This is a genomic window from Pseudomonas sp. RIT-PI-o (genome assembly GCF_001297215.1).
Taxonomy (GTDB): domain Bacteria; phylum Pseudomonadota; class Gammaproteobacteria; order Pseudomonadales; family Pseudomonadaceae; genus Aquipseudomonas; species Aquipseudomonas moraviensis_A.
In genome coordinates this window covers 91985-117540 of the sequence record NZ_LHPA01000020.1, presented here as the reverse complement: position 1 = coordinate 117540, position 25556 = coordinate 91985, and the positions used below count along the sequence as shown (strand labels likewise).

The 25556-nt window shown below is 62.7% G+C and carries 14 protein-coding genes; 6 read left to right on the top strand and 8 right to left on the bottom strand.

Going from position 1 to position 25556, the window contains the following annotated elements; all coding sequences use genetic code 11:
- The first annotated feature begins 247 nt into the window (after positions 1–247).
- Positions 248–5053, top strand: coding sequence for a DUF4329 domain-containing protein (locus AEQ63_RS09310; RefSeq protein ID WP_161806072.1), 4806 nt, complete (start codon positions 248–250; stop codon positions 5051–5053).
- A 46-nt stretch (positions 5054–5099) separates the two neighbouring features.
- On the opposite strand, the gene AEQ63_RS09305 is transcribed toward AEQ63_RS09310, so the two are convergent.
- The 8 genes from AEQ63_RS09305 to AEQ63_RS09270 all read right to left on the bottom strand — a co-directional run bounded on the left by AEQ63_RS09305 (position 5100) and on the right by AEQ63_RS09270 (position 13600).
- On the bottom strand, positions 5100–6473 hold the full coding sequence (locus AEQ63_RS09305; RefSeq protein ID WP_064363018.1) for a PepSY-associated TM helix domain-containing protein: 1374 nt from the start codon (positions 6471–6473) through the stop codon (positions 5100–5102).
- Between the two features lie 194 nt (positions 6474–6667).
- Positions 6668–8788 (bottom strand): TonB-dependent copper receptor, encoded by a 2121-nt coding sequence (locus tag AEQ63_RS09300; protein ID WP_064363016.1) that lies wholly within the window; start codon positions 8786–8788, stop codon positions 6668–6670.
- 84 nt (positions 8789–8872) lie between these two features.
- A complete protein-coding gene (locus tag AEQ63_RS09295; RefSeq protein ID WP_064363014.1) occupies positions 8873–9319 on the bottom strand; it encodes a DUF2946 domain-containing protein in 447 nt (148 codons plus the stop codon).
- A gap of 21 nt (positions 9320–9340) precedes the next feature.
- Positions 9341–9820 carry a copper chaperone PCu(A)C gene (locus AEQ63_RS09290; RefSeq protein ID WP_064363013.1) on the bottom strand — a complete coding sequence of 160 codons (480 nt, stop codon included), beginning with the start codon at positions 9818–9820 and terminating at the stop codon, positions 9341–9343.
- A 48-nt stretch (positions 9821–9868) separates the two neighbouring features.
- Entirely contained in the window at positions 9869–10267 is a 399-nt protein-coding gene (locus tag AEQ63_RS09285) for a DUF2946 domain-containing protein (protein ID WP_064363012.1), read from the bottom strand.
- 318 nt (positions 10268–10585) lie between these two features.
- A complete protein-coding gene (locus AEQ63_RS09280; protein ID WP_064363010.1) occupies positions 10586–11302 on the bottom strand; it encodes a cobalt-precorrin-6A reductase in 717 nt (238 codons plus the stop codon).
- The gene (locus tag AEQ63_RS09275; RefSeq protein ID WP_064363008.1) at positions 11299–12396 is read right to left on the bottom strand and encodes a cobalt-precorrin-5B (C(1))-methyltransferase; all 1098 of its coding nucleotides are present in this window, start codon (positions 12394–12396) and stop codon (positions 11299–11301) included. The genes AEQ63_RS09280 and AEQ63_RS09275 overlap by 4 nt, the downstream gene beginning before the upstream one ends.
- The gene (locus tag AEQ63_RS09270) at positions 12389–13600 is read right to left on the bottom strand and encodes a bifunctional cobalt-precorrin-7 (C(5))-methyltransferase/cobalt-precorrin-6B (C(15))-methyltransferase (protein WP_064363005.1); all 1212 of its coding nucleotides are present in this window, start codon (positions 13598–13600) and stop codon (positions 12389–12391) included. Before AEQ63_RS09270 ends, AEQ63_RS09275 begins: the two co-directional genes overlap by 8 nt.
- Before the next feature lie 132 nt (positions 13601–13732).
- On the opposite strand from AEQ63_RS09270, the gene cobG reads away from it, so the two are divergent.
- From cobG to AEQ63_RS09245, 5 genes are all read left to right on the top strand, one after another.
- Entirely contained in the window at positions 13733–15031 is a 1299-nt protein-coding gene (cobG, locus tag AEQ63_RS09265) for a precorrin-3B synthase (protein ID WP_064363002.1), read from the top strand.
- Positions 15024–15650, top strand: coding sequence for a precorrin-8X methylmutase (locus tag AEQ63_RS09260; RefSeq protein WP_042608916.1), 627 nt, complete (start codon positions 15024–15026; stop codon positions 15648–15650). Before cobG ends, AEQ63_RS09260 begins: the two co-directional genes overlap by 8 nt.
- Positions 15647–16381, top strand: a complete 735-nt coding sequence (locus AEQ63_RS09255) for a precorrin-2 C(20)-methyltransferase (protein ID WP_376779064.1) — start codon at positions 15647–15649, stop codon at positions 16379–16381. The genes AEQ63_RS09260 and AEQ63_RS09255 overlap by 4 nt, the downstream gene beginning before the upstream one ends.
- On the top strand, positions 16381–18081 hold the full coding sequence (gene cobJ, locus AEQ63_RS09250; protein WP_064363000.1) for a precorrin-3B C(17)-methyltransferase: 1701 nt from the start codon (positions 16381–16383) through the stop codon (positions 18079–18081). Before AEQ63_RS09255 ends, cobJ begins: the two co-directional genes overlap by 1 nt.
- A 368-nt stretch (positions 18082–18449) precedes the next feature.
- Entirely contained in the window at positions 18450–25556 is a 7107-nt protein-coding gene (locus AEQ63_RS09245) for a TcdA/TcdB pore-forming domain-containing protein (RefSeq protein ID WP_064362999.1), read from the top strand.

Below are 25556 nucleotides of genomic sequence, written 5' to 3'. Positions count from 1 at the left end.
GTTTTGCAAGGGCTGTGCCCGGTCGGGATCAGGCAGGAAAATGTCGTGCTAGAGCGCTTGCGCGCTGAAGGCGTGCACCACGAGGGGACGGGTTGCGGGCGGTGGTGCGCAGGGGTGCGCCAGATTGGGGCGCGCGCGACGCTCGAATGCAGATACAGAAACGATAAACATGTACCACAGCACGGGCGAACCGACGGCCGACACTCATTCGATCGATATCCCGATTTCTTTTCGCAGGATTTTTATCATGAATGACGTCCCAGGCCGGCCCGGTCTTGCTGCCACCCACAATGGAAAATCCAGGCTGCCGCCGCTGAGTCCGGCGTTCCTGTCTGAGGAGGACGCGGCTTATTGGGTCCACACACGTCTGCCGCGTAAACCGGACCGGGAATATGGCAGCGTGATTCTGCTGCGCCCGGACGGCAGGTTCGTGGCCACTGCACCCACGCCCGGGGATGCCACTTCTTTCGATCTCAGCACTGTGCTCGATCTGGGTATCTCCGGATATTGGCAAGCGCCCTCGGGGTACCGGTTCGTTGCCCATCTTCACAGCCATGTGGCTCTCTACGAGGTTGTCAGTGCCGCCTGGCCGGAACTGGACGAAAGGCGTCGGCGACTCTTCGTCAACTTTTTCTCGCTCAAGGATTTCAAGACGGCCATCGATCTGCGCGCCGAGTTTCCCGGTACCTATATTTCCGGCCCCGATGGGACCTTGCTGAAATATTCGCCCAGTGGTTCACAAGCGGAGCTCGACAGTTATCGGTCATATGGCGAGCAATCACGCTCTGGGCAGAAATCATGGGCGATCAACATCATCGATACCATCATCCGGCTTGCCTCGGTCGGTGAACTGAAGGTCATCGTTTCCAATGCCGACTGGGGCGATTCAGTGGGCGTGGTGCCGCTGGACTGGCAACCGGGTCAGGGGTTTTCCACGGGTACCCCGAGCGAGCCACCGCTGATGACCCGGGTCTGTGTCAACGCCGAGCGCGCAGTGCTCGCCGCATTGAAATCCACCGGCGCGCAAACCGCCGGGCTGCTGCTGAAAAAATTTACCGGTGAAGAATATGTCGCGACCCATGCACGCCCGGCCGGGCTCGCTGCGTGGGATCCCGAGCAGATCTTTCCCGCTGACGCCCAAGGGCAATTGCAACTGCCGCGGGGCTATCTGCTGGAGGGTTTTTACTTCGCATCACGTCCCGACCCTGCGCAGTTTCCAGCCGCGCAACCGTGGCTATACGAGAACTTTTTCACCCCGCAGGAAATCGCCATCGGCATCGAAGCGTTCGGTCGCAGCAAACACCTGGCAAAGGTTGGGGGGGCGCTGTCGCTGTACATGCGCGCGCAGGATCATTCGATGTTGAGGTACTGCTTCAGCGACCAGCCGATCGAGGCGGCATTGAGCGTCGTGAACGCCGACGCCACGGTCAGCGATAACGGCGTGCAGGCCAGGTTGCTGGCCGGCACGCTGAGCCCGCGTGAGTTCGTCTCGATGCTGGTATTGGCCGGCAGGCTGGAGGTGGTGCGGGGCAGCGCGCTCTGGGCGAACCTGGGCCCAGTGAGTCTGCAGTGGCTGCCGTTCGCCAACTTCCCCTGGCCGGTGCTGAGTCGGGATTTCCTGCGCGCTGACGATGCCGCACTGCATGCCCATGAACAGCTCGGCAGCCGTCGCGATCGGCAGCACGGCGGTTTTGTTTTCCAGCGCAGCGATCAACGCTTTGTCGTGACCGAGCCGTTGCCGGCGGACATCGATACGCTGAGCCAGGGGCGGCTCTATCCGCAGGACAATCAGGGGCGCCCGGTATTTCCGGACGACCACCGGTTATATGCGCGTTATGTCTGTCACGTGGCGCTGTCGCAACTTGATCCGGTGCATGTCCGCTATTTGCGCTGGACATGGGAAGAAGCGGTGCTGAGTCAGCAGATGCTGAGTGTCGATGAAATGCGCCAGACCTTGCTCGATGGCGCGATTGTGTACTGTTCCGGTGCCGGCAATAGCCTGATCAGATTCGAGCCCTCGGCAACCGCGCAGGCCAACGACCTGGCCAAACGCCTCGGCACTCGCCAGCAGCCGGGCTGGTTGGCCAATGAGCTGGAAAGAGGCAGCAAGCGGCCGCAGGATTTTGTCCGCGAACAGGCGCAGGCGGGACAATTGGTCAATCTGATCGACCATCCCCTGTGGGGCTATCGCGGTCAGATCAAGCCCGACGGTTACCTGCCGGTGGCTTTCCCGGCTGTCCCCGCCGAGCCCGAGAGGCCGCAGACCACGCTGCCGGCGCCGTCATTGCCGCAACCTTCTTTGCCGCCGTATCCGTCGCCGGCACCCCCTCTGCCCGCCGCTACGGTGATGCCATGGAAACGCCCTGAGAGGGTGCTCTTCGGTGCGGTTTTCGCTTCGGCGGACGATGTGGCCGTGAGTCAGTGCGCTGCTGACCGGCGCTTGCACACCGAAAACCGAGCGTGGTTCGGTTTTATCCTCAAGCACAACGATCGGGAAGAGTACATCGGCACCGAACTGTTTCCCGTGAATGACGCAGGCGACAACCTGTTTCGCCTGGCATCGGTGTTTGGCTCCCGAACAACACCCCCCTGGCATGAATACCCGGATGGCTTCGATCTGCATGCCGGTTTTTATTCGCACCGGCGTGTCGAGGATCCTTCGCGTGATCCTGCGGACTGGCTTGGGCATTTTTTTGTTTCACCCGATACCCTCGCCGTGGCGATGTACTTGTCGCCCCGGCGCCCGGTCATCACCTCTGGCCTGCACAAGACACTGTTCATCGCGACAGGCGACGATGCCCTGCTGAAATATGTGCGCAGCAGTTCCGGCAAGTTGTTCCATGACGAGAGCTCGCAACAGACGCTCGAATCGCTCAAGGACGATCTTGCTGCGCAACGGTTGCTACCGTCGGATCTGGTCCATGTCGTGGCCGAGAGTGGCCAACTGAGCGTGCTGCGAACCAGCCTGTGCTGGGACCGTCCGGGCATCGTCAGGAAAACCTGGCAGCCCTTTGCAAATCTTGAGCGGCGCGCCCTCGGCCCGGTTTTTCGCAGTGCCGATGATGCGGCAGTTCACGCCCGATCGCTTGTGCCGGAGGTTACGGAAAAAATCTGGGGGGGGCTGATTCTGGAAAGGCTCGACGGCCTGTACGTCGCCACGACGCCAGTGGAAGTCACCCGGGAAAATTTCGACAGCACGCAGATCATCGCCGATGAAAGCCGCTCCGCCGGACTGTTTCCGGAAGGCTGTCGGATCGTTGCGCGTTACCGTTCCAGAGTTGCACGGGAACTGTCGGTCGCCTTCTCGTCCATGGAAAAACGGATTTATCTGAACATGCTCTCGGTCGATACGTTGTATTCGGCTTTTACGCGCAAGCCGGTGCACGATGAATACCTGTTCGCGCCGGACGGAGCGACGATTCGCTATCAGCCGGGACTGTGGGAGCGCTTGCGCGCCGATCTGTCGATTGCGCTGACCGCAAACAATACGCTGCCCGACTCGTTGAACGGCGAGGTCATCAAGCAGCGCCTCTACAGCGGCGCATTGAAACCGATTGCCTGGATCGACTCGCTGGCCAGAACAGGCTATTTGCAAGTTGTCACCGGCAGTGACCTGTGGGGCCTGCCTCGGCAAGTATCGCGCTGGGTGCCGTTCTCGACCGATCTGCAGACCGGGTCGGATTACAGCAAAGCCGTCACTGAGTCGGTGTGCAGCCCGTTGTTCCTTCAGGCGGAGGCAGCCGCCCGATACGTGCATGAGCTGGCGGTGAGCCGGGATGCGCAGACATTTGGTGTCGTTCTGCGCTCGGCCGAGGGTCTGTTTCTTGCCAGTCTGCCGCTGACGACGCAACGCTCGGCGCTGGCGCTGGACCGGGTGTTCGAGCAAGGGCGACTGCCTTCAGGCTATCTGCTCGATTCCATCTACTTGCGTGCCGCTCTGCCGCCATTGGCCGCGCAGTCCGGGGATATCCGGCATGTGCTGCTTTCGCCCGGCGATGTCCAGCAGGCCTGTAGACGGGCCTCTACGCCGCAGGGCTATCGGCCGATCTACTTCTCCTGCGTCGACGGTGCAATGTTGAGGCTGCAACTGCACGCGTTCGAGCCTGGCACGTTTTACGACGGCTTCGGGCAGATCCAGTTGCGCCCCAACGCCTTTGTCTCGATGGAGCAGGCCGCAGACGATGAGCGCGACATCGCCAAGGGGACGTTCAGCATGGTCGATTACATCAGGCGCATGGCCCGTGCCGGTGAGCTTGATGTGATTGAAACCAGTGCTTGCTGGTCGCGTCATGGGCGGGTGGATGAAAGCTGGCAGCCAAGTCTCGCCGATACGTCGCGCATGCTTCGCTGGCAACACCATCCGGTTCCGGCACTGGGGCCGATTTTTCAGCATCCCGACGATGCCGCTCGCTATGCCCAGCATCGGACTGACAGGGAAACGCTCAGCCGGACCGGTTATGAGGGGGCGATTCTTGCGGAAAAGACGCGGCAGCGCTTTGTGCCGCTGGAGCCGATTGCCTGGTTCGGCAATGAGGAAAACCTGCGTCTGCGGCTCTACCGTACCAGCGCAGACCCGGCGACCGACTGGCGTCGGCCGGTGCCACGCTTCCCTCACGGATACGTCGTGGTGGCCAGCCACCAATTCAGCCTGTCGGGCAACACCCTGTTGGTCGTCGACAGCGAACAGATTCGCAATAATTTCGCCGATCCCGCGCAGGTGCACGCACACACCCATGAACTGAAAAACCAGGGTTTCGATATCCGTGCCTATTACTACTCGACGCCCGGCCATGAGTTGCTCAAATACACGCCTGTGTACTCGGACGCCGAACAGGATCTGTTGCTGACCCGGTCAATCGTTTATGAAAACGGGCAATGGATCAGCCACCTGACGCCTGGGCAATTTGTCTCGCGGCTCATGCAACTGGGCGAGCTCCAGGTGTTGGTGGCAGGCCAGTACTGGCGCCATACCGGGCGCCTGGGCAGCGGTTGGCGCACCCGTCGCCAACAGCCCTCGGCTCGAGGCACCGTGCGGATCAGAGATGAGCTGTAAATCGAACGCCATGTCGGGCGCGGGCCATTGAGCCCGCGCCGCGAGATCACTGGGGCTGGCCGGCGGTGCGCTGGCTCAAACGCGGCAGCAGGAAACGATCCAGCAACCACACCACCACCAGCGAGGCGCCTACCAGCGGAAACACCACCGCCAGCACCAGCATGATCGCCACGCCGGTTTTCCACTTCGGCAGGTCATGACGCAGCGGCGGTACGCCGAACTTGCCTTCGGGGCGACGCTTCCACCAGATCACCACACCGCTGACGGCGCTGAGCAGGATCATCAGGCAGATCAGCAGCACGACGATCTGATTGAAGGTGCCGAACATCTTGCCTTCGTGGAGCATCACGCCGATTTCGGTCGCGCGAGCAACCGTGCCGTAGTGCTCGAAGCGCACATCGGCGAGGACCTTGCCGGTGTACTGATCGACGTGCAGGGTGGCATCGTTGCGCGGGTCGTCGGCGAACACGGCGATGGTGAACACGCCGGTGGCGGTGGTTGGCAGGGTGATGCTATAGCCGGGTTCGACCTTGCGCTCGCTGGCGATGTTCTGCACCTCCTGCAGACTGATCGCGGGAGCCGCGGGGCCGGCGTGGGCGTTGCCGTGGTTCATGTGTTCGGCGTGGTCGCCGGACATGGGCATCGGCGTGTTTTCCATCGCCCATGGCACGGTCTGGCGAGTGGCGCTGTTGAGGCTGCGCGCCTCGATGTCGGAGGTTGGCACGTTGTTCCACATCGCGGCCGGAAACACGTTCCACACCTGCGCGTACTGCTTGCCCCAGAAACCGGTCCAGGTCATACCGCTGAGCAGCATCACCAGCAGCAACGTCGCGCCCCAGAAACCGCTGACCGCATGCAGATCACGCCACAACACCCGACCGCGGCTGCTCAGGCGCGGCCACAGAATGCCCGCCGCCTGACCACGCGGCCACCACAGAAACAGGCCCGACACCACCAGCACCACGCCCCAGCCAGCGGCCATTTCGATCAGCCGATCACCGACGGTGCCGATCATCAATTCGCCATGGATCGCCCGGGCGATGGCTTGCAGATTCTGCTTGGCGTCCTGCTCGCCGAGGATGTCGCCGTGATACGGATCGACGAACACGTTGAGTTCGTGCCCGGCATTTTTCACCACGAATTGCGCGCTGCGTTCGGCATTCACCGGCGGCAGGTACTGGGTGACCTGGCCTTGCGGATAAGCGTTTTTCACCCGTTGCAGCAAGTCATCGGCCGGGACCGTGTGGTGCCCGGCCGGCACTTCGAGCAGGCTGCTGTACATCAGCGCGTCGAGCTGCGGTTTGAACAGGTAGATGATCCCGGTCAGGGCCAGCATCACCATGAAGGGCGCGACGAACAGGCCGGCATAGAAATGCCAGCGCCAGGCCAGGTTGTAGAAATTGGGTTGAGGCTTTTGCATCACGTGTGCTCCGCTGGGCTTGGTTCTTTTCGTTATTTGTCTGAACTGCCTGTTCGTGGCGAGGGAGTTTGCTCCCGCTGGCCTGCGAAGCAGGCCCTGGCTCTGCAAATCAAGAGAGGGCCGCTACGCGCCACAGCGGGAGCGAGCTCCCTCGCCACAGGGCAGTGTTCACACCAGGAATTTCTCGTGGCGTGTCAGAAACTCATATCCACTTTGGTCCAGAGCGTTCGCCCCGGTTCATTAATTGCCTGCGGGTCATTGGCCGGGTAGCCGAACCCGGCGTTGCCGGCCAGGTTCAAGTGCTCGGCATAAGCCTTGCCGAACAGGTTGTCGACGCCGCTGCTGACCTTCCAGTGCTTGTTGATGCGGTACGCGCCGTTGAGCGAGAACACACCGAAGCCCGAGCTCTGGTCGTAGTCCTTGCCGACTACGTTGCCCTTGTTTGCGTCGATGCGGTGCTGCGCGGCGACCACCCGCCACAGCGCCCCGGCACTCCAGTTGTCTTCGCTGTAGGTCAGGCCGAAACGCGCGTCCAGCGGTGGCATTTGCGGGAGCGCCGAGCCGTCGCTGCTGTTCTTGCCCCAGGCGTAGGCCAGCGTTGCGTCGGCCTTCCAGTGTTCGCTGAGGTTGTAGGCGGCGCCGAGTTCACCGCCCATGATCCGCGCGTCGATGTTCTCGGCCCGCGAAGTGCTCATACCCATCATTCCCGGCGTGTAGTCGAAAAGGATGTAATCGCGGACCACACCGATGTAACCCGAGGCCCAGGCTTCGAGGTCGGCGCCTTTGTAATTGACGCCGAAATCCAGCTGGGTGGTTTTTTCCGGTTTGATCGAATCGAAGGCATTGACCGAACCCGCCGGGCCGGCGTCTGGCGAAAACAGTTCCCAGTAATCCGGGAAGCGTTGCGCGTGGCCGAGGCCTGCGTAAAGCGTGGTCGGGCTGTCAGCCAAGTCGTGCTCATAGCGCACGAAGCCGCTGGGCAGCGTATCGGCGCGGGTGTCGTCAGCGGTCGGGTTGGGCCGCGACATCATCCCCGACCCGGTGGTCTGGCGATAATCCCTGGCCGAAGCGCGATCGACCCGCGCGCCACTGATCAGGCGATCACGCTCGGCGGCGTACCAGGTCATTTCGCTGAACACGCCGTAATTGTGGAAGTCTGCGTCCTTGCTGTACGGCAGATCCTTGTAGGTATCGACGCCCATCGCACTGCGCTCGCGGTGCTCATTGGTCTGCGCATCCAGCCCGGTGATCAGCTGAATATCCGCCCAACGCCAGGTCGCCTTGATCCGCGCGCCGAGGGTGCGCCGGTCGACGTTGGACGCCATGGGGCCGGCCATCATCCCGGTGCCGGACGGTGTGCGCAGGGTGTAGTTGTCCATTACATGGTCGGCGTAGTTGTAGTAGACCTGCGCCTCGAGTTTTTCCAGCACATCGGTGATATCGGATTTCTCAAAGCGCAGGCCAAGGCTTTCGCGCAGGAACTGCGAGCCGTCCATGCCACGCCCGGCATACCGCGCCTCACCATCGCCCTTGCCGGCGGTGAGCTCGATCAGGGTGTCGGCATCCGGCGTCCAGCCCAGCGCGATATCACCGTTCCATTTGTCGTAGCGCGAGGCGACGACGTCGTTGTTGCCGTCGCGGTAATCGTCGGAATGCGCGGTGTTACCGATCACCCGCATGTAGCCCAACGCACCACCGGCAGCAGCGTCGATCACCTTGTCGAAACGACCGTGGGAGCCGGCCAGCACGCTGGCGTTCACTCGCGTGCCGAGTTCGCCGAAGCGCTCCGGTTCGCGCTCGAACAGCACCGTGCCAGCCGACGCGCCGGGGCCCCAGAGCACAGTTTGCGGGCCTTTGATCACCGTGAGTTTGTCGTAGGTTTCCGGGGAGATGTACGAAGTCGGCGCATCCATTCGGCCCGGGCAGGCGCCGAGCATCATGCTGCCATTGGTGAGGATGTTCAGCCGCGAGCCGAACATCCCGCGCAGCACCGGATCGCCGTTGGTGCCGCCATTGCGCACCAGAGCGAAGCCGGGAATGCTCTTCAGATAGTCACCGCCGTCACTGGCCGGCACCGGTTGGCGCGGGTCCTTGGGATCGGTGACGATCGTCAGTGGTGAGCTGGGGGCGATGGCAGTAATCACCGTCGGACTCAGTTCTTGCGGGTGGCCGGCATGCTCATCGGCCTGGGCCAGCGGTGTCAGCAATACGCCGCAGAGCACGGCGCTGGCGTGCCCGAACCGCATCCGCGATCGGTTCAGGGTAAAAGGCGCGCGGGCGGATTCCGCGCAGAGAACAGCAGTAAACCTGGACATGACAATTTCCATCGAACAGTCGTAAACACCACGGCCGACAGCCTGAAACTGTCTTCTCAACCGTGTGCAATCAGAGGTGCGTGTTTACGTGGCGACGGGCGGGGCGCGGGTGCGGGCGCCGGGGAAGAAGGGTTGGCGGGCGTGGCCCAAACGCGGGGAGGGGGGGGTGAAGGTATTGGGTGGCGGGATGTTGAAAGCGATGAAATCGCCACCGCCGGTCAGCGCCGGGCAATTGAACAGCAGGCTGCAGTAACCGCACTTTTCCCACAGCACGTGATGCGAGGATTGCGGCGGGCAGTGCTCTACCGAGGGCTTGGCGTCATGGCTGCGGTGGTCCATGCCGGGCATGTCCATCGACATGTCCATGCTCATTGGCATCGATGTCGAGGCGTGCTGATCCATCGGCATCGACTGAGAAATCAGTGGGCCGATGAAGATCATCAACATGGCGAACAGGGCGATCCAGCTGCCACGCGTCAGCGCTTGAGTCTGACGGTGGTGCGGGGCGGGCCTGGCGCGCAAAGGACGCATGGGCGAAGTCAGCCGGGTCGGTTACTGAGCGTGCACGTGGGCCTGGGTGGATTCCGGCGGTTTCTTCTGCACGGCGACATCGACCGTGACATCGCCGGCCTTCTCGAAATGCAGGGTCATCGGGAAGCGCTTGCCATCGCTGAGCAGGCTGCGATCGCTCAGGTTGAGCAGCATGACGTGGTAAGCCATCGGCGCAAACGTCACGGTGCCGCCAGGTGGAATATCCACGCCTGGAACCTGCTGCATCTTCATCAGGTCGCCCTGCATCACGTGCTCGTGCAGTTGTGCTTCGGCGGCAATCTTCGAGTCGACGCTGAGCAGGCGATCGGCGCTTTTGCCGGTGTTGTGAATGATGAAATAGGCGGCAACGGTCGGCGCATTCGGCGGCAGTTCCTGTGACCACGGATGGGCGATTTCCAGCGCACCGGCCTTGTATTCGTGGGCATGGGCGAAGCACGCCGGCAAAAGCAGAGCAGCGAGGACGAAGAGTTTCTTCAACATGGCAGTTCTCCAGAACGATTTGAAACGCGGATTTATGGCGCGAACAAATCAGACCAGAGGGGATGCACGGGGATTGAGACTCGGCCATTGCTGGCGCGGAGCGGGGGCTTGCAGGGCGACGGGCGCAACGCTGCGGTTACTTTCGAATCGCGCGAAATACAACTGCGGCGAATGCCCCGGCAGCGCCAGCAGTGGCGCCGAGCCTGAGCAGCACCAGCAATGCTGCATGTTCGAATGGCTATCGTTTTGCGGGGCCTTTTGATCTGTAGCGCCGATGTCGATCGCCACCATCTTCATGCCGCTGCCGGTGCAGAAACTGCTCCAGAGGATCTGCTCGGCGGGGTCGCCGCCCGCCTGCGCCATCGCCCCGCTCAGCGGCATGGCGAGCATGTTGAACAGCACTGCAAAGCAGGCGATCCAGGCAAATGCTAACCGGCGTCGGTTCATGGGACAGGTCCGTTGGGTGGGCGATCAGGCGCGGCCCATTTAGCCTGATCAGGGCCGATAAGTAAAAAAGCGTCCTGCGGTCTGGTGTCGCAGTGCGCCGTTGAAAAGAGTGTAGCCACTTGGATTTGCAGTGCCAGACCTGACGTCTTCGCGGGCAAGCCCGCTCCCACAGGTTTTGTGGCTGCGCACAGCTATCAGCAACATCCACGGTTCCTGCGGGAGCGAGCCTGCTCGCGAAAGCGATTTGTCAGGCACTAATGGGCTGTCGGTGCTGACGTCTTCGCGAGCAGGCTCGCTCCCACGACGGGACGTGCCGATTCAGAGGGAGAGGGCAGCGAGGATATCGTCAACCGAGGCAAACTCCCGATCAACCCCCGGCAACCCCGGCCGCTTCAACAGCAGCACCGGCACGCCACGCTCACGCGCCACTTCCAGCTTCGGCTCGGTCGCGGTGCTTCCGCTGTTCTTGCTGATCAGCACGTCGATCTGCCGGCGCTCGAACAGCGCTTGCTCATCCTCAAGCAGAAACGGCCCACGGGCGCCGATCACTTCGCAGCGTTCATTGCCGGGGTAAACGTCGAGGGCGCGCAGGGTCCAGAACTGGTGGGCGGGGATTTCGTCGAGGTGTTGCAGTGGTTCGCGGCCGAGGGTGAACAGCGGGCGGTGGAAGGGTTCTAGGGCTGTGATCAGCTCGGGCCAGTCACTCACCTCGCGCCAGTCATCGCCTGCTTGCGGCTGCCATGCTGGGCGCCGTAGGGCCCAGCAGGGAATGCCGGCGAGCTGTGCCGCGCGGGCGGCGTTAGCGCTGATTTGTGCGGCGTACGGGTGCGTAGCGTCTAGCAGCAGATCGACACTTTCATCAGCGATGAACTGCGTCAGTCCCTCAGCGCCGCCATAACCGCCGACCCGAACCTGGCAGCTCAAGTCGCTCGGCACCCGGCCAACACCGGCGAGGCTGTAGATATGTTCTGGCCCGAGCGTGCGGGCAATCGCCAGCGCTTCAGTCACACCACCGAGCAGCAAGATCCGTTTCATGCAAAACCTCCGGCGTGCCCGACGATCCCGCCCTGGCGATCGATCGCAAACACCTCGACCTGCACCTGCGCAGGCACCACGCTGCGGGCGAAATTCAGCGCGTGGCGACAAACTTCATCACCCAAATCGATCCCCGCCGCACTGGCCATGGCCAAGGCCTGTTGGCTGGTGTTGGCCGCGCGAATGCCTTGCTGCAACACCGCGTCCGCGCCAATCGCCGCCGCCCACTCGGCCAGTTGCGGCAAGTCGATGCTCGAATGCCGTGAGTGCAGATCCATATGCCCGGCGGCCAGTTTGCTGATCTTGCCGAAGCCGCCGCACAGGCTGAGTTTATCCACCGGTACCTTGCGCAGATGCTTGAGCACCGCGCCGACGAAGTCGCCCATTTCGATCAGGGCGATTTCCGGCAGGTTGTAGACCCGGCGCATGGTGTCTTCGCTGGCGTTGCCGGTGCAGGCGGCGATGTGCAGGTAACCGTTGGTTTTCGCCACGTCGATGCCTTGATGAATCGAGGCGATGTAGGCAGCGCAGGAAAATGGCCGGACGATGCCGCTGGTGCCGAGGATCGACAGGCCGCCAAGAATGCCCAGCCGTGGATTCATGGTTTTCAGCGCCAGTGCCTCACCGCCCTCGACATTGACCGTAACCTCGAAGCCGCCGTGATAATCGGTTTCGGCGGCGAGCAGGGTCAGGTGATCGCTGATCATTTTGCGCGGCACCGGATTGATCGCCGGCTCGCCGACAGCCAGTACCAGTCCTGGGCGGGTCACCGTGCCGACCCCGGCGCCGGCATTGAAACGGATCCCCGCTTCGTCCAGCAAGCGCACTCGTGAATACAGCAAAGCACCGTGGGTCACATCGGGGTCGTCGCCAGCGTCTTTGATCGTGCCGGCCTCGGCGCCGTTCTCGCTCAGGCGGCAGAACTCCAGACGCATCTGTACCTGCTTGCCCTTGGGCAAGGTGATCTGCACTGCGTCGGCGCCGACGCCGGTGAGCAACAGGCGCGCCGCGGCGAGGCTGGTCGCGGTGGCGCAGCTGCCGGTGGTGAGGCCACTGCGCAGGGGCGCGGGTTGTTCGGCGGTTTCGTCACGCATCGAGGGGTTTGACCAATTCCAGCAGGGTGATCGGCAAGGCCTGACGCCAGGTGTCGAACTCGCCGAGCGGCTGCGCCTGAGCGACATGAATGCGCGTCAGCTCGCCGCCGTAACGTTCGCGCCAGTGCATCAGGGCGACTTCGCTTTGCAGCGTCACGGCGTTGGCGACCAGACGGCCGCCGGGCTTGAGTTGTTCCCAGCAGGCTTCGACCACGCCTTCACGGGTGACGCCGCCGCCGATGAAAACAGCGTCCGGACGTTCAAGGCCATGCAGCGCTTGCGGTGCCTTGCCGCGAATCAGATGCAGGCCGGGCACGCCCAGCGCATCGCGGTTGTGTTCGATCAATTGCTGACGGCCCGCGTCGGCCTCAACCGCGATGGCGCGACAGCTCGGATGGGCGCGCATCCATTCGATACCGATCGAGCCGCTGCCGGCGCCGACATCCCAGAGCAGTTCGCCGGGCGTCGGTGCCAGACGGGCGAGGGTGATGGCGCGCACGTCGCGCTTGGTCAACTGGCCGTCGTGGCGGAATGCCGAATCGGGCAAACCGGCGAGCCGCGACAGGCCGGCAACACCGGGCTCGGCCAGGCACTCGATAGCGATGAGGTTGAGATCGGCAACGGGCGGGTTGTCCCATTCACTGGCGCGGCGGTCGATGCACCGCTCGGCCTCGCCACCCAAATGCTCCAGCACACTCAGGCGACTGGCGCCGAAACCGCGCTCGCGCAGCAGTTGCGCGACGGCGGCGGGGCTGCTGCCGTCATTGCTCAGCAACAACAGACGCACGCCGCTGAACAGGTGCGCATTGAGCGCCGCCAGCGGCCGCGCCACGAGCGACACAACCGTCACCTCCTGCAGCGGCCAGCCCAAGCGCGCCGCCGCCAATGCGCACGACGAAGGCGCGGGAATGATCGACATCTCGGCGCTCGGCACCAGACGCGCCAGACTGGCACCGACGCCGTAGAACATCGGATCGCCGCTGGCCAGCACGCAAACGGGCTCGCCACGGGACTCAAGCACCAGCGCGAGAGAAAAAGGGCTGGGCCACGACTGCCGCTCGCCGCCAATGCACGGCGGCAGCAAATCCAGTTGCCGCTGGCCGCCGACGATCCGCGAAGCGCCCATCAGGGCACGCCGGGCATTCTTGCCCAGGCCCTTGAAGCCGTCCTCACCAATTCCCACGATCGTCAGCCAGGGTGACATCTATATTCCTCTAAACGTGCCGTTCCGACGGGCAGACTTTTCATGCCGCCGGACAAAGCAGGCATAATACCGCGCCTTCGCCCGCGAAGCGCTTCTGCCACGCAACCGGTCAGCCCCTTGAACGAACGCCCGATGTCCACCGCCTTACGCCCCTCGGCCTGCCCGGGGTTGCTGCGTATCGTCCAGGCAGTGGACGGCGGTATCTGTCGGATCAAACTCGATGGCGGTTCGATCAGTGCCGATCAGGCCGATGCGGTGGCCGCTGCCGCCGAGCAGTTCGCCAGTGGCGCGATCGAGGCGACCAATCGCGGCAATCTGCAGATTCGTGGAATCGCTACGCAATCGGCGGCGCTGATCGAGCGCTTGCTCGCCGCTGGCCTTGGGCCAAAAACCGCCGCCGGCGATGATGTGCGCAATCTGATGCTCAGCCCGACCGCCGGGGTCGATCAGCAGTTGTTGATCGACACGCATCCGCTCGCCGAACAGATCCTCGACACCTTGCAAAGCCATCCGCGCTTCCACGAACTGAGCGCCAAGTTCGCCGTGCAGCTCGATGGTGGTGAAGCGCTGGCGATGCTCGAACATCCCCATGACCTGTGGCTGTCGGCGTGCGAGCGTGATGGCGAAATCCTCTGGGCATTCGGTCTGGCCGGTTGCCCGCCCGATCGCCCGCTCGGCGCCGTGACCCTGGACAACGCTCACGCGCTGGTGGTCGCGGTGCTGGAGTTGTTCCTCGACCTCGCCCGGCCAGAGCAAACAAGGATGCGCCATCTGCTCGATGAGTTGCCGAGGCTCGCGTTTCTTGAATCGTTGCGCGAGCGCGTGTTGGTCAAGGCGATCAGCGATTGGCAGCGCCCGACGTCGGCAGACGCGCTGCACATTGGCGCCCGGCAGCAAAACACGACGGATCGTTTTTACATCGGCGCGGTGCCGCCGCTTGGACGACTCGATCCGCTGATGCTACGCGGCGCGGCGCAACTGGCCCGTCAATTTGGCGATGGCAGCCTGCGCTTTACGCCATGGCAAAGCCTGCTGTTGCCGAACGTGAACGCCACTGAGACCGAGCAAGTGCTTGAGCAGTTACGGGCGTTGGGCCTGTTGACGACCGAAGCCGAACCGCTGGCCCGGCTGATCGCCTGCACCGGTGCCGATGGCTGCGGCAAAGGCCTGGCCGACACCAAGCAGGATGCCCGGCAACTGGCACCTTTGCTGCCCGAAGGGCTGCGCGTGCACCTGTCTGGCTGCTCGCGCTCCTGCGCCGCCGCTCACTGCGCGCCAGCCACGCTGCTGGCCGTTGCCCCCGGTCATTACGACCTCTATTTTCGCGATGCAGCACAGCCCGGTTTCGGCTCGCTGCACGCCTGCAACCTTACTATTGAAGCGGCCGCGACCCTGCTCGACGCCCGCTCCCGGAGCCCCCTTGATGCTTGATTACATCCGCGACGGTCAGGAGATCTATCGCAACTCCTTCGCGATCATTCGCCGCGAGGCCAATCTGGCGCGCATCCCCGCCGATCTGGAAAAACTCGCGGTGCGGGTGATCCACGCGTGCGGCATGGTCGAGGCCGTCGACGGTCTGCAGTTTTCCGAAGGCGCGGGCAAGGCCGGGCGCGATGCCTTGGCGGCCGGTGCGCCGATTCTCTGCGACGCGCGCATGGTCTCCGAAGGCGTGACCCGCACTCGTCTGCCGGCCAACAATCAAGTGATCTGCACCTTGCGCGACGACAGCGTGCCGGAGCTTGCTCGCGAGCTGGGCAACACCCGCTCGGCCGCGGCGCTCGAGCTGTGGCGCCCGCACCTTGCAGGCAGCGTCGTGGTGATCGGCAATGCGCCGACCGCGCTGTTCTACCTGCTGGAAATGCTCGACGCCGGCGCGCCGAAACCGGCGCTGATTCTTGGCTTCCCGGTGGGCTTCGTCGGCGCTGCCGAATCGAAAGCGGCGCTGGCTGCCGACAGTCGTGGCGTGCCGTTCGTGATCATGCAGGGCCGCCTGGGTGGCAGCGCCATGGCCGCCGCTGCCGTCAATGCCCTCGCCACGGAGATCGAATGATGCAGGCCAAAGGACGTCTGATCGGCCTTGGTGTCGGCCCCGGTGATCCGGAACTGATAACCATCAAAGCCTTGCGCCTGTTGCGCGAATCGCCAGTGGTCGCGTACTTCGTGGCCAAGGGCAAGAAGGGCAACGCGTTCGGGATCATCGAGGCGCACCTGGTCGAGGCGCAGAATCTGCTGCCGCTGGTGTACCCGGTGACCACCGAGGCGTTGCCAGCGCCGCTGTCGTACGAACAGGTCATCAGCGATTTCTACGACGAAGCCGCGGTGGCGGTGGCCGAACATCTGGATGCCGGCCGCGACGTGGCGGTGATCTGCGAAGGTGACCCGTTCTTCTACGGTTCCTACATGTATCTGCACGACCGCCTCGCCAGCCGTTATGAGGCTGAAGTGGTGCCCGGCGTGTGCTCGATGCTCGGCGGCGCTTCGGTGCTCGGCGCGCCGCTGGTGTATCGCAATCAGAGCCTGTCGGTGCTCTCGGGCGTGCTCCCCCATGAAGAGCTGAAACGGCGTCTGGCCGATGCCGATGCGGCGGTGATCATGAAGCTGGGACGCAATTTTCCCAAGGTGCGTCAGGTGCTGGAAGAACTCGGCCTCGCCGAGCGCGCGCTGTACGTCGAACGGGCAACCATGGCCAATCAGAAGATCGTGCCGATGGATCAGGTCGAGCCGATGTCCTCGCCATACTTCTCGCTGATCATCGTCCCGGGCGAACGGTGGCAAGGCTGATGACGTTCTCGACTCCCGCCATCGTTATCCTCGGCCAGGGCAGCCTCGCGACTGCACGGCGGATTCAGCAGGTCTATCCGGCGGCGCAGATCCACGGCCTCGCCGGGCGGGTTGAAGGCGCTGATTGCCTGTATCAGGAATTCGGCGCGACCCTGCGCGCGTTGTATCAGCAGGACACGCCGATCATTGCCCTGTGTGCGGCCGGCATCGTCATCCGCACCCTGGCGCCGTTGCTGCTGGAGAAGGGCGCCGAACCGGCGGTGCTGGCTGTCGCTGAAGACGGCAGCGCCGTGGTGCCACTACTTGGCGGGTTGGGCGGAGTGAATGTCATGGCCCGGGAGATCGCGGCGGCGCTGCACGTGGCGCCGGCAATCACCACCAGCGGGGAATTGCGCTTTGGCACCTGCCTGCTCAATCCGCCCAGTGGTTATGCGCTGGCGGATCTGGAATCGGGCAAACGCTTCGTCTCCGACCTGCTCGCCGGGCACAGCGTGCGTATCGAAGGCGCGGCGCCGTGGCTGGATCAGGCGCAGTTGCCACAGGATCCGCAGGCATTGCGTTCGATCCATGTGAGCAGTGCGCAGCGTCTGGCCAGTGCCGACGAGTTGTTGATCTATCCGCGCAGTGTGGCGGTGGCGGTGGATGCTGAAGTGGCGGATTTGCCAAACGTCGTTCGCGCCGCGTTGCAACGGGCCAACGTCGCCGTGCCGGCGCTCGCCTGCCTCGTGGCTGCCGACACTGATATGGCCGCGACGAACTTGCGCGAGACTGCGCTCGAATTGGGCGTGCCACTGCGCTTCGTGGCGGCGCAAAGCGATCTGCAGGCCCTGGCGGGTATCGCAGTGCCTGAAGCGAACGTGATTGGCGTTGAACATCTGGCGGTGGCGATTGCCGAGCAACCACTGGACGTTTCGCAGATCGGCCGCCCAAGGGGTCGACTCGCGGTGATCGGCCTTGGCCCGGGCGCCGCCGACCTGATGGTGCCGGCGGTGAAAGCCGAACTGGCGCGCGCCACCGATGTGCTCGGTTACGAAACCTACGTGCGCATGGCCGGCCCTTCCCGCGATGATCAAGTGCAGCACTGCACCGATAATCGTGAAGAAATGCAGCGTGCCCGCCACGCCTTCAGGCTTGCCGCCGAAGGGCGCTCGGTAATCGTGGTTTCCTCTGGTGATCCGGGCGTGTTCGCCATGGCCGCTGCGGTGCTCGAGGCCTTGCACGAATCGGATGATCCGGCCTGGCACACTGTCGAGCTGGAGATCCTGCCCGGTGTCTCCGCCTCGCTGGCAACCGCCGCTCAGGCCGGGGCGCCGCTGGGTCACGACTTCTGTGTGATGTCGCTGTCGGACAACCTCAAGCCGTGGGCGATCATCGAGAAGCGTCTGGATCTGGCCGCCGAAGCGGATCTGGCCCTGGCGTTCTACAACCCGATTTCCCGGGCGCGCCCCTGGCAACTGGGCCGCGCGCTGGAAATCGTTGCACAGCACCGCTCGCCGGAAACGCCGGTGGTTCTGGGACGAGACATCGGCCGCCCGGGACAGACCCTGCGCACCACGACGCTGGGTGCGCTGACGCCGGAACAGGTCGACATGCGCACGATGGTGCTGATCGGTTCGTCGACCACTTGCACTTTCGCTCGTGCCGGGGGCGGTGACTGGGTGTATACGCCGCGTTGGTATGGCGAAAAACCACGTTCCTGAGAAAGCCGCCAGTCATTCGATTTCCAGCTGTAAGAAGTTTGAGCGGTTGTAAGTTGAGTTGAAGTTTCAATTGTTTTCTTCAAGTCATAAAAAATGGTCATGTCCCCCCGGACAGGGCCATTTTTTATGCCTGGAGATTGCGCCGGCCCGTTAGTAATCGCACTGCTGTTACGGTTGGATGATTTCCGTGTGATCAGATATTGCCGGCGACAAGCTTTGTATTCCTTGTTGTTTGTATGGCGCTTGTTGGCCCACTAGGGTGCTGTGTTCGTAGCACTTGTCGAGTGTCATTTAAATCGGATTACCGCTCTGCAGCGGCGCGAAAGTGTGCGCGGTGAATGGGTCATTCAATAAACAAGGAATGTGTGATGGCTTTAAAAAATGATTATTCGTTCGGACGAGCATTCGTATCTGCGCAAGAATATTCGGTGCTTTCCAAGGCACTTCGAGAGTTTTCCGCTTCGGCGCAATACCAAGCGCTGAACGACTATTATCAGCAGGCCAGTCAGACGACTGACCCGGTGCTGTTACTGAATCTGGCGAGCTTGTTTCAAGAGCAACTTGCAGCATTGTTGAAACGCAAGAAAACCGCTGTGCCTGTGGCTGTGGATAACATTGCGAGCGGGCTGCAGCGTTATCTGGCACGGCTTTCGACGACCGTGGAAATGTTGTCGGGGGTGGGCCGACCGGTGCCGAAAATTGTTCATTTCGTCTGGGTTGGCGGAAGCGAAGTCGGTGTCAACCAGCGCGATTACATGAACATCTGGCGCCAGGTGATGAGGGCTGAGGATTACCGCTTCAACCTTTGGTACGACAGCGACGCGTTGCTGGCTTTCGAGATGAACCGGGTCATTCTCGACAGTGCCAGGGCTGATGCGATGGCGTCCGGTGGCGCACAACTCAATCATGCCGGGCAACTGGCGACGATGATTGAAGACCGCGCGCGGGTCTTGAAACAGCAAATGTTCGACTACCTCAGCCAGCCGAAATGGAAGGGGCGAACCGATGAAGCGCGCATCGATCTGATGGTGCGTGCTTATGGCAAGGACCGCGCGACGCTGCAGGCTTTCCGGCAACGCTGCCTCGACAGCCATCTCGCCATGGTGGGTCCGGACCTGCAATTACGCGATGTAGCTCAGGCCTTTACCGATGACCTGCTGGCGGACGTCTACCGCCGCGAAGTGGCGATGCGTGGCAATTTCGCCGCGGCGAGCGATGTGGTGCGCTTGCAGGCAGAACTCCTTGAAGGCGGGCGTTATACCGACATGGATTATCTGCCGCCACTGCTCGATAAGTTGGGTGGTGTCGATATCAGCGATTACAGCCAGACGCAGAAAATCGGTGTTCTGCAACTGTTGTTGAATAACAACCGACAGTTGATGCCTGGGCGCGATCCGCAGCATTACCCGGACAGAACCGACAGCCTTCCCGAACAACATAAACAACTTCTGGAGGATTTTGCTCGGAGCAAGCCGGACGTCCTTGAACTGTTCGTGCCGCCAGAAACCATGGACGCTGTCGAGAACGGCTTTCGCATGGGACTGCAAATCGGCGAAGAAATGAACGCGCATTTTATTGCTCAGCCAGGCAGCGGCATGACGATGTCGATCATGCAAGTCATTCGACTTAATTACGACGTGCTCATTGAAGTTGAAAAACGCATGGCGAATTCGGGAGCGGGCTGGGCCGACAGCGAAACCCTGACCGGCATTGCTGCAACAGTCATTGAAGATATTCTGGTCAGGTCGAACTTCACCCGATGGGATGAGGCGTATGCCTATCAGTTGCTTAAAGCGGTTGTCACCTATTACCAGGACGGTATCCGTAATGACGCCGGGGGTACCGTAACGCTTACCGGCCCGGGCGCGGCACTCGCCGGATTGCATGAATATATCGAAGCCAATTCCGATCCGTCTTTCAGCCGTCAGGTATTGGCGCAACAGCGTTTGCGCGAGGGCTACAACGTCAATACCGAAGAGGAAACCGTTTCCGGCTGGATCGTCAGGGGCAAGGAAAAAGACTGGCTGGAACGGGAGCACGCCCGGTGGGCCGAGGGAAAGCTCAAGTCTCGGTATGCCGGTCGCTTGTCCGAACTGCTCAATGATCGAAGCCTGACCTTCGAGCGCGGCTGGCCGATTATCGAAGGCAAACCGGTGCTGTTGACCTCGGTGTTGCAAGGTTTGATGGATGATCTGGGAGAGCCGTTCATTCGAGCAATGCGCGACAAGTTGAGTGGTGAAGTCGCTTTCCACCAGGCCGTGGTCATCGACTTCGACACCCGCCAGCAAGTACTGGCGCAAAGGCCTGCCGTTGTGCCGACCTCCCGCGGTGCGGATTCCGTCAGCCACCTCAACGAACTGTTCAGCCGGATCGCCCACGGAACGATGCCGCTGGAACAACTGAGTCCTTTGATGCGAGTGGTGCTCGGGGGGATTTTCGGTGCGACGCACCTGGACGATGCAGGGTTCGCCGATACCTGGCAGAACGTGCGCAACCTCGCCCTCGAAACGGACAGCGACGGTACGTTCGCCCGCTACGATGCGATCGAAAAAGCCGTGCGCCAGCGCCACTCGGCAACGTTCGAAAACGGACTGGCGCGTGACCTGCCGGCCGTTGCATCGACGGCCCGCGAGCTCAAGGTCCAAGCCATGTCCGAGCCGCTGACGCTACGCCAGTGGGGCGAGCGTATCGGCCAGATCAAGCGCAGCGCCCAGCAGGAGTTGCGCACGCAGATCTTCCAGCGCAGCGGGCAAGTGCGCGACGCCTTTTTCACGGCTGGCGCCATCTCGGTCAAGCAGTTGCCGCAGGATCTCCTGCTACGCAGCGCGGGCGATCCGGGTCGCCGTTGCTATCCGCTGGCGCTGCTGATGGCCGCCGCCGTGGCTGCCGGCGAGACGGCCGAGCGGGCGTTGGTAGGGCATGTCGCCACCGCCAGCGCGAGTCCCGACGAACTCGGTGCACAGGCGTTGCGCAGTGCGCTGGACGAACTGCGTGCCGTGCCCACCGCCGAGGTCGGCACCGCGAGGGGCGTGCAGCGTCTCGACAGCATCATGGCTGCACTGGACGCCCGCGCGGGGCCTGCGGTGCTGCTGCTCGACACTGGCGACCACGCCCTGTTGCTGGCCAAGGTCCTGACCGGTGAACACCCGACCTATCGCTTCTACGATCCCAATTTTGCCCTCTACGGGTTTGCCGATGGCGCACAACTGCTGCGTGGCATAGAGCATTATCTGAGCGCGGACGATAACGCCCTGGCGAAGCTTTATGGCCTGGGCGATATGGCCACGGCGCAGTTCACCGTGACTGAGCTGGACACCGTGGCGATCGCCGAACGCAGGCTGTCATCGGATCTGCGCGTGGACAGTTTTCTGCACAACGTTGCGCTGGCCGACCCTCAGGGGGCGTCGATCTGGCACAAACAAGCGCTGGCCCGCATCCGGTCTCTGGGCCAGAACTCGCGGCTGGGCGCCAGTCTGGCGCAGCTCGATGCGCGCTACTGGGCCAGCGAGTTCGAACAGGCGACCCAGCGTTTGCGCAGTGAGCACAAGCTGGCGCGTGAGTATGTGCCGCTGCTCGATACCCTCGGCAACGACGCCGACGGCGGCTATCGCCTGACGCTGATGGATTCACGCAATGCGCAAAATACCGTGACGGTCCTCAGCCGGGATTCGCGTTTTCAGAGAATCAGGCAGTATGTCGAACGACTCGTCCAGGGCGGCGCGGCCAGGCCAGGTCTGGCGGCTGATCACGACGGTGGCAGCCGGTTGAGTTTCGCCTTCGCGATCCAGACGCTGATCAGTGAAATGCGCCAGCGCGAGTACCGCGCTGGCGATTCATTGCCGACATTGACCGTCTCCCTGCAAATCCAGCTGTACGTCAGTTATGCACAGCTGGGGACTGGTGTGGTCAGCGATGCACTTCAGATTGCCCAACTGGTGCGCCAGGTGGCGGCGGCTGAGCAGGCATTGAAGCCGGCTTCGTTATCCGCTCGCCTGGCAGGGCAGGCCGCCACGGGCGTCGGGGTGGCGTTTTCCGTGGCCAACATCGGCTTCGACATTTACAACCTGACGCAGGTAGAGAATCGTGAGCAGCGTGCGCGCTTTTCCACGTCTCTGGCGTTCAACGTGGCGGCCTTGGGCCTGGATATCGTCGCCCTGGCGGCGGGCGGAGCGGTGGGCGCGTTCGCCGCAGCGCTGTCCGTGCCGCTCCTGGGCGTGGGTATCGGCGTGACCGCCATTGCCAGCAATCTGGGGCAGATCATGGACAAGGCTGCGGCCATTGGCGAGCACCTCTCGCAGATCCATGACGCTTATCAGGCGTCTTACGAAAGCCATGGTGCGGTCTTGCAGTTCCCCTCACTGGCAGTGATCACCGATCTGAATCTGCAAAGCAGACGGGTGGTGTTCGAGGGGCAGAAGTTCTACCCGTGGAAGGGCAGCGCGCTGGAGCTGCCGCAGTACGACGATGATCCCGCCCGGCGGCACGCCGCGATCGATATCCGCAGCGCTTTTCAACGACCTGCGGTCGCTAGCGTCTGGGGCACGTTACCCGAGGTGATTGTGCTGCCCTGTGCGCCAATCTGTTACTACGGCTACGAATATCAGATCGGCAGCGCCGGCGCCGTACCCTTTTCCACCACTCGCTATCCGCAGTTGCATGATCGCCTGGCGCATCAGCTGGAATATGACACCCAGGGCAATCGGCAGTTTTATCTGTTCAGTACACCGTTTGCGCCGCACATACTCTTCAAGCTGCATCCGGTATTCCTGGCCACGACGATCTCGGTGCAATTGAGCGAATCGGTTCGCCAGTTGGTAGTTGCGGATCTGCCACCAGAGTGGCGCAAGAAGATTGCGTACCGCATCACCGCACCGCAGGGGCAGTACCGGATCCGGCTGGTGCCGGGCCTGCTGGCGGTGAGCTTCGAGCAAGCGCAGGGCTGGGAACAGGTGACATGGACGGTGCAGGCGTCCTGGGCACGGCTGGCCCAGGTCAGCTTCCGCGAAAAACCACGGGACAGTGCCGACAGCGCACCTGAGATGCTGGTCGATGGCCTGGTGTTGAATCGTTTCGGCGGCGTCATCGAGCTGGCCGAGGGGCTGTACCGGATCGACTGGACGGGCCGCAGCCTGCATCTGATCAGCGTGGTCCTCGACTACGAAAATACAGCTGCGGATCACCTGCGCAGCGCAAACCAGACCGCCAGTGGCATTCCAGCGCCGGTTCTGAGCTTTCTGCGCACTCAGGTCAAAACCGGACAACTGACAGCGGCCTGTCTGCCGTTGCGTAACTTCAGGGTGCCGTTCCACGCGCCGGGCCGGCCAGTCATCACTACTGGCTACTACGACACTGCGCGGGATCGAGTGCTGTTCGCGCGCAACCTGCCGCAAGACGTCAGCGAGGGCGTGGTTCTGGCCGGCGTCAGCGCCCGTCATGCGTGGTTCTACCATCCAGACCATCCATTGGTCTGGCGGGTCGATGCGCTGACCGGCACTGTCCAGCATCGCTACCGGCTGAAAAAACCGCGCACAGGTTCGACCATCATCGGCTGCCACCAGCAAGCCGATGGTGCCTTGCGGATTGCGCAGAGGCTGACGGCAGAAGCGCTGCATGGCACGACCACCGTCGAGTATCGGATCAGCGCCCAACAGGTGGAGTTGACGGCTTGCAAGATTGCTTTTGCGGCGCAGGACTATCGGTTTCAGCCGCGCGAAGCACTGCGCCAGATCGATGTGCCATTCGCTGACGACACGCCAGACACGACCGCCAGCAGCAGCGATTGGTCCTATGCTCCGTTCATTGTCGTCGAAGGCTACGTCGGGTCGCAGTTGCGCGACCGCGCCTGGCTGAACAAGACGACGGGCAAGTGCATTCAGGCCGGACAAAACCTGGCATGGCCCGAGGACTTGCTGATGCTGATGCCGTCCAGTCCTGAAAACAATGCGGTGCTGTTCTACAGTCAGCAGGAGCGGACCATCAGCCGCGGCATCGAACCGAGCGAAGGGCATTGGCAGAATGTGGTGATCGAGCACGATGTGGTCGAGATCACCCGCACGAATCAGCGCTTCATCGCCACCCGGGACGATGGTCGCCTGTTCGAGGTCGATATCGTCGATGTGCCTGCTGCGCCAGCGATTGCCGACGACGTTGCGCTCAAGTTCGGGGTACCTGCGCTCAGCCACAGAAGCGATGAGGCGTGGCGTGATCTGGCAGATAAACCCACGATTCTCAGGTTTGCCGGCGTTGGTCAACGCTGGCTGCAACGCAACCCCGATTGGTTGAGTGCATTGCCCGCGCTGGCCAAGGCCGCGCCGTTGGTGGCTTTTCCGATCCTGGGTTTGCGCGATGTAGCGGGTCAGGCCCTGCTGGCGGCATGGTTTATCGAGGGGCAAATCGCTCTGGCCGAGATCGGTCAAGGCAGGGAATTGTCGCTGCTCGGCCCGACGCCGGACAAAACCGCGGTCTGGTTGTTCGAGGTCGCCACCGGGCGACTTTATCGCCAGCCGCTGGTGGCGATCAAAGCGCTGCGCGGAGCGTTTTCAGCCGAGCATCGCCTGGTGCAGCCGCAGTTGCTGGTCAGGCCTGAAAAGGTCTGGCCATCATGGGCCTGTAGCGAGGTGCAGCGGCAGGGTGAAGGGCTGATCGCGCAGACCTTCGACGGGGTGCATCTGCAATTGTTGGATAACCAGCCAGCGATGATCGTTGGCGTGGCAAATCGCTGGTCTTGCGTGCCGGGGCAGACCGATGAGCAGTTACGTGCACGCCTGCGAGCGTTATTGAGCGGGCATGCCCACGCGCCGGTCGTGCAAGTGGCAAGCGCAACCGGACGCTATGTGTATTACGTGCCGGACCTCGATCGGCTGTTCGATCTTCCAGGTCGCAGCGACGGATCGTGGTCGACATTTCTCGGCACGCGCGGGTCCAGGCAGCCGCTGCTGTACGACCCGATCGCCCCATTGACTTTCAGCGCCGGCCCAAGCGACGGCGTCTGGCTACCCGCAAGTCATGCCCATCGCGACGCCGAGGTCATGACGCTCGAAGTGGCTGATGACATTACGGAGATTGCGACGTTGCTGCCCGATGGGGTCGACAAGCTGTTGCTGGTTTACGCTGCGCAGACCTCTGGTTATCGGCTGTCGCTGGAAACCTGGCAGCGCCTGGACTGCATCGTGGTCGATGGAAGACAGGCGTCGGACGCGGAAACGGCTGAGCCTTGCCTGCTGGCTCTGGACCTGGACGAGTGCGGGCATTGGTTGATGTCATCGGTCGATGGCGACGTGGTGCTGAGCGATCCGGACTCCGGGCGCAGTCTGATCGTGCGCAATTTCGACGCACAGCGACCACTGGAACTGATGCTCCCCATCGCCGGGCGGCAACATACCTTCACCCTGACTCAAGGCGTGGAAGCCTTGGCCACCGCGCGCGGTGCTGAGTCAACGGCCAGCCTGACAGCGGTGATCGCAGCCCTGCACTGA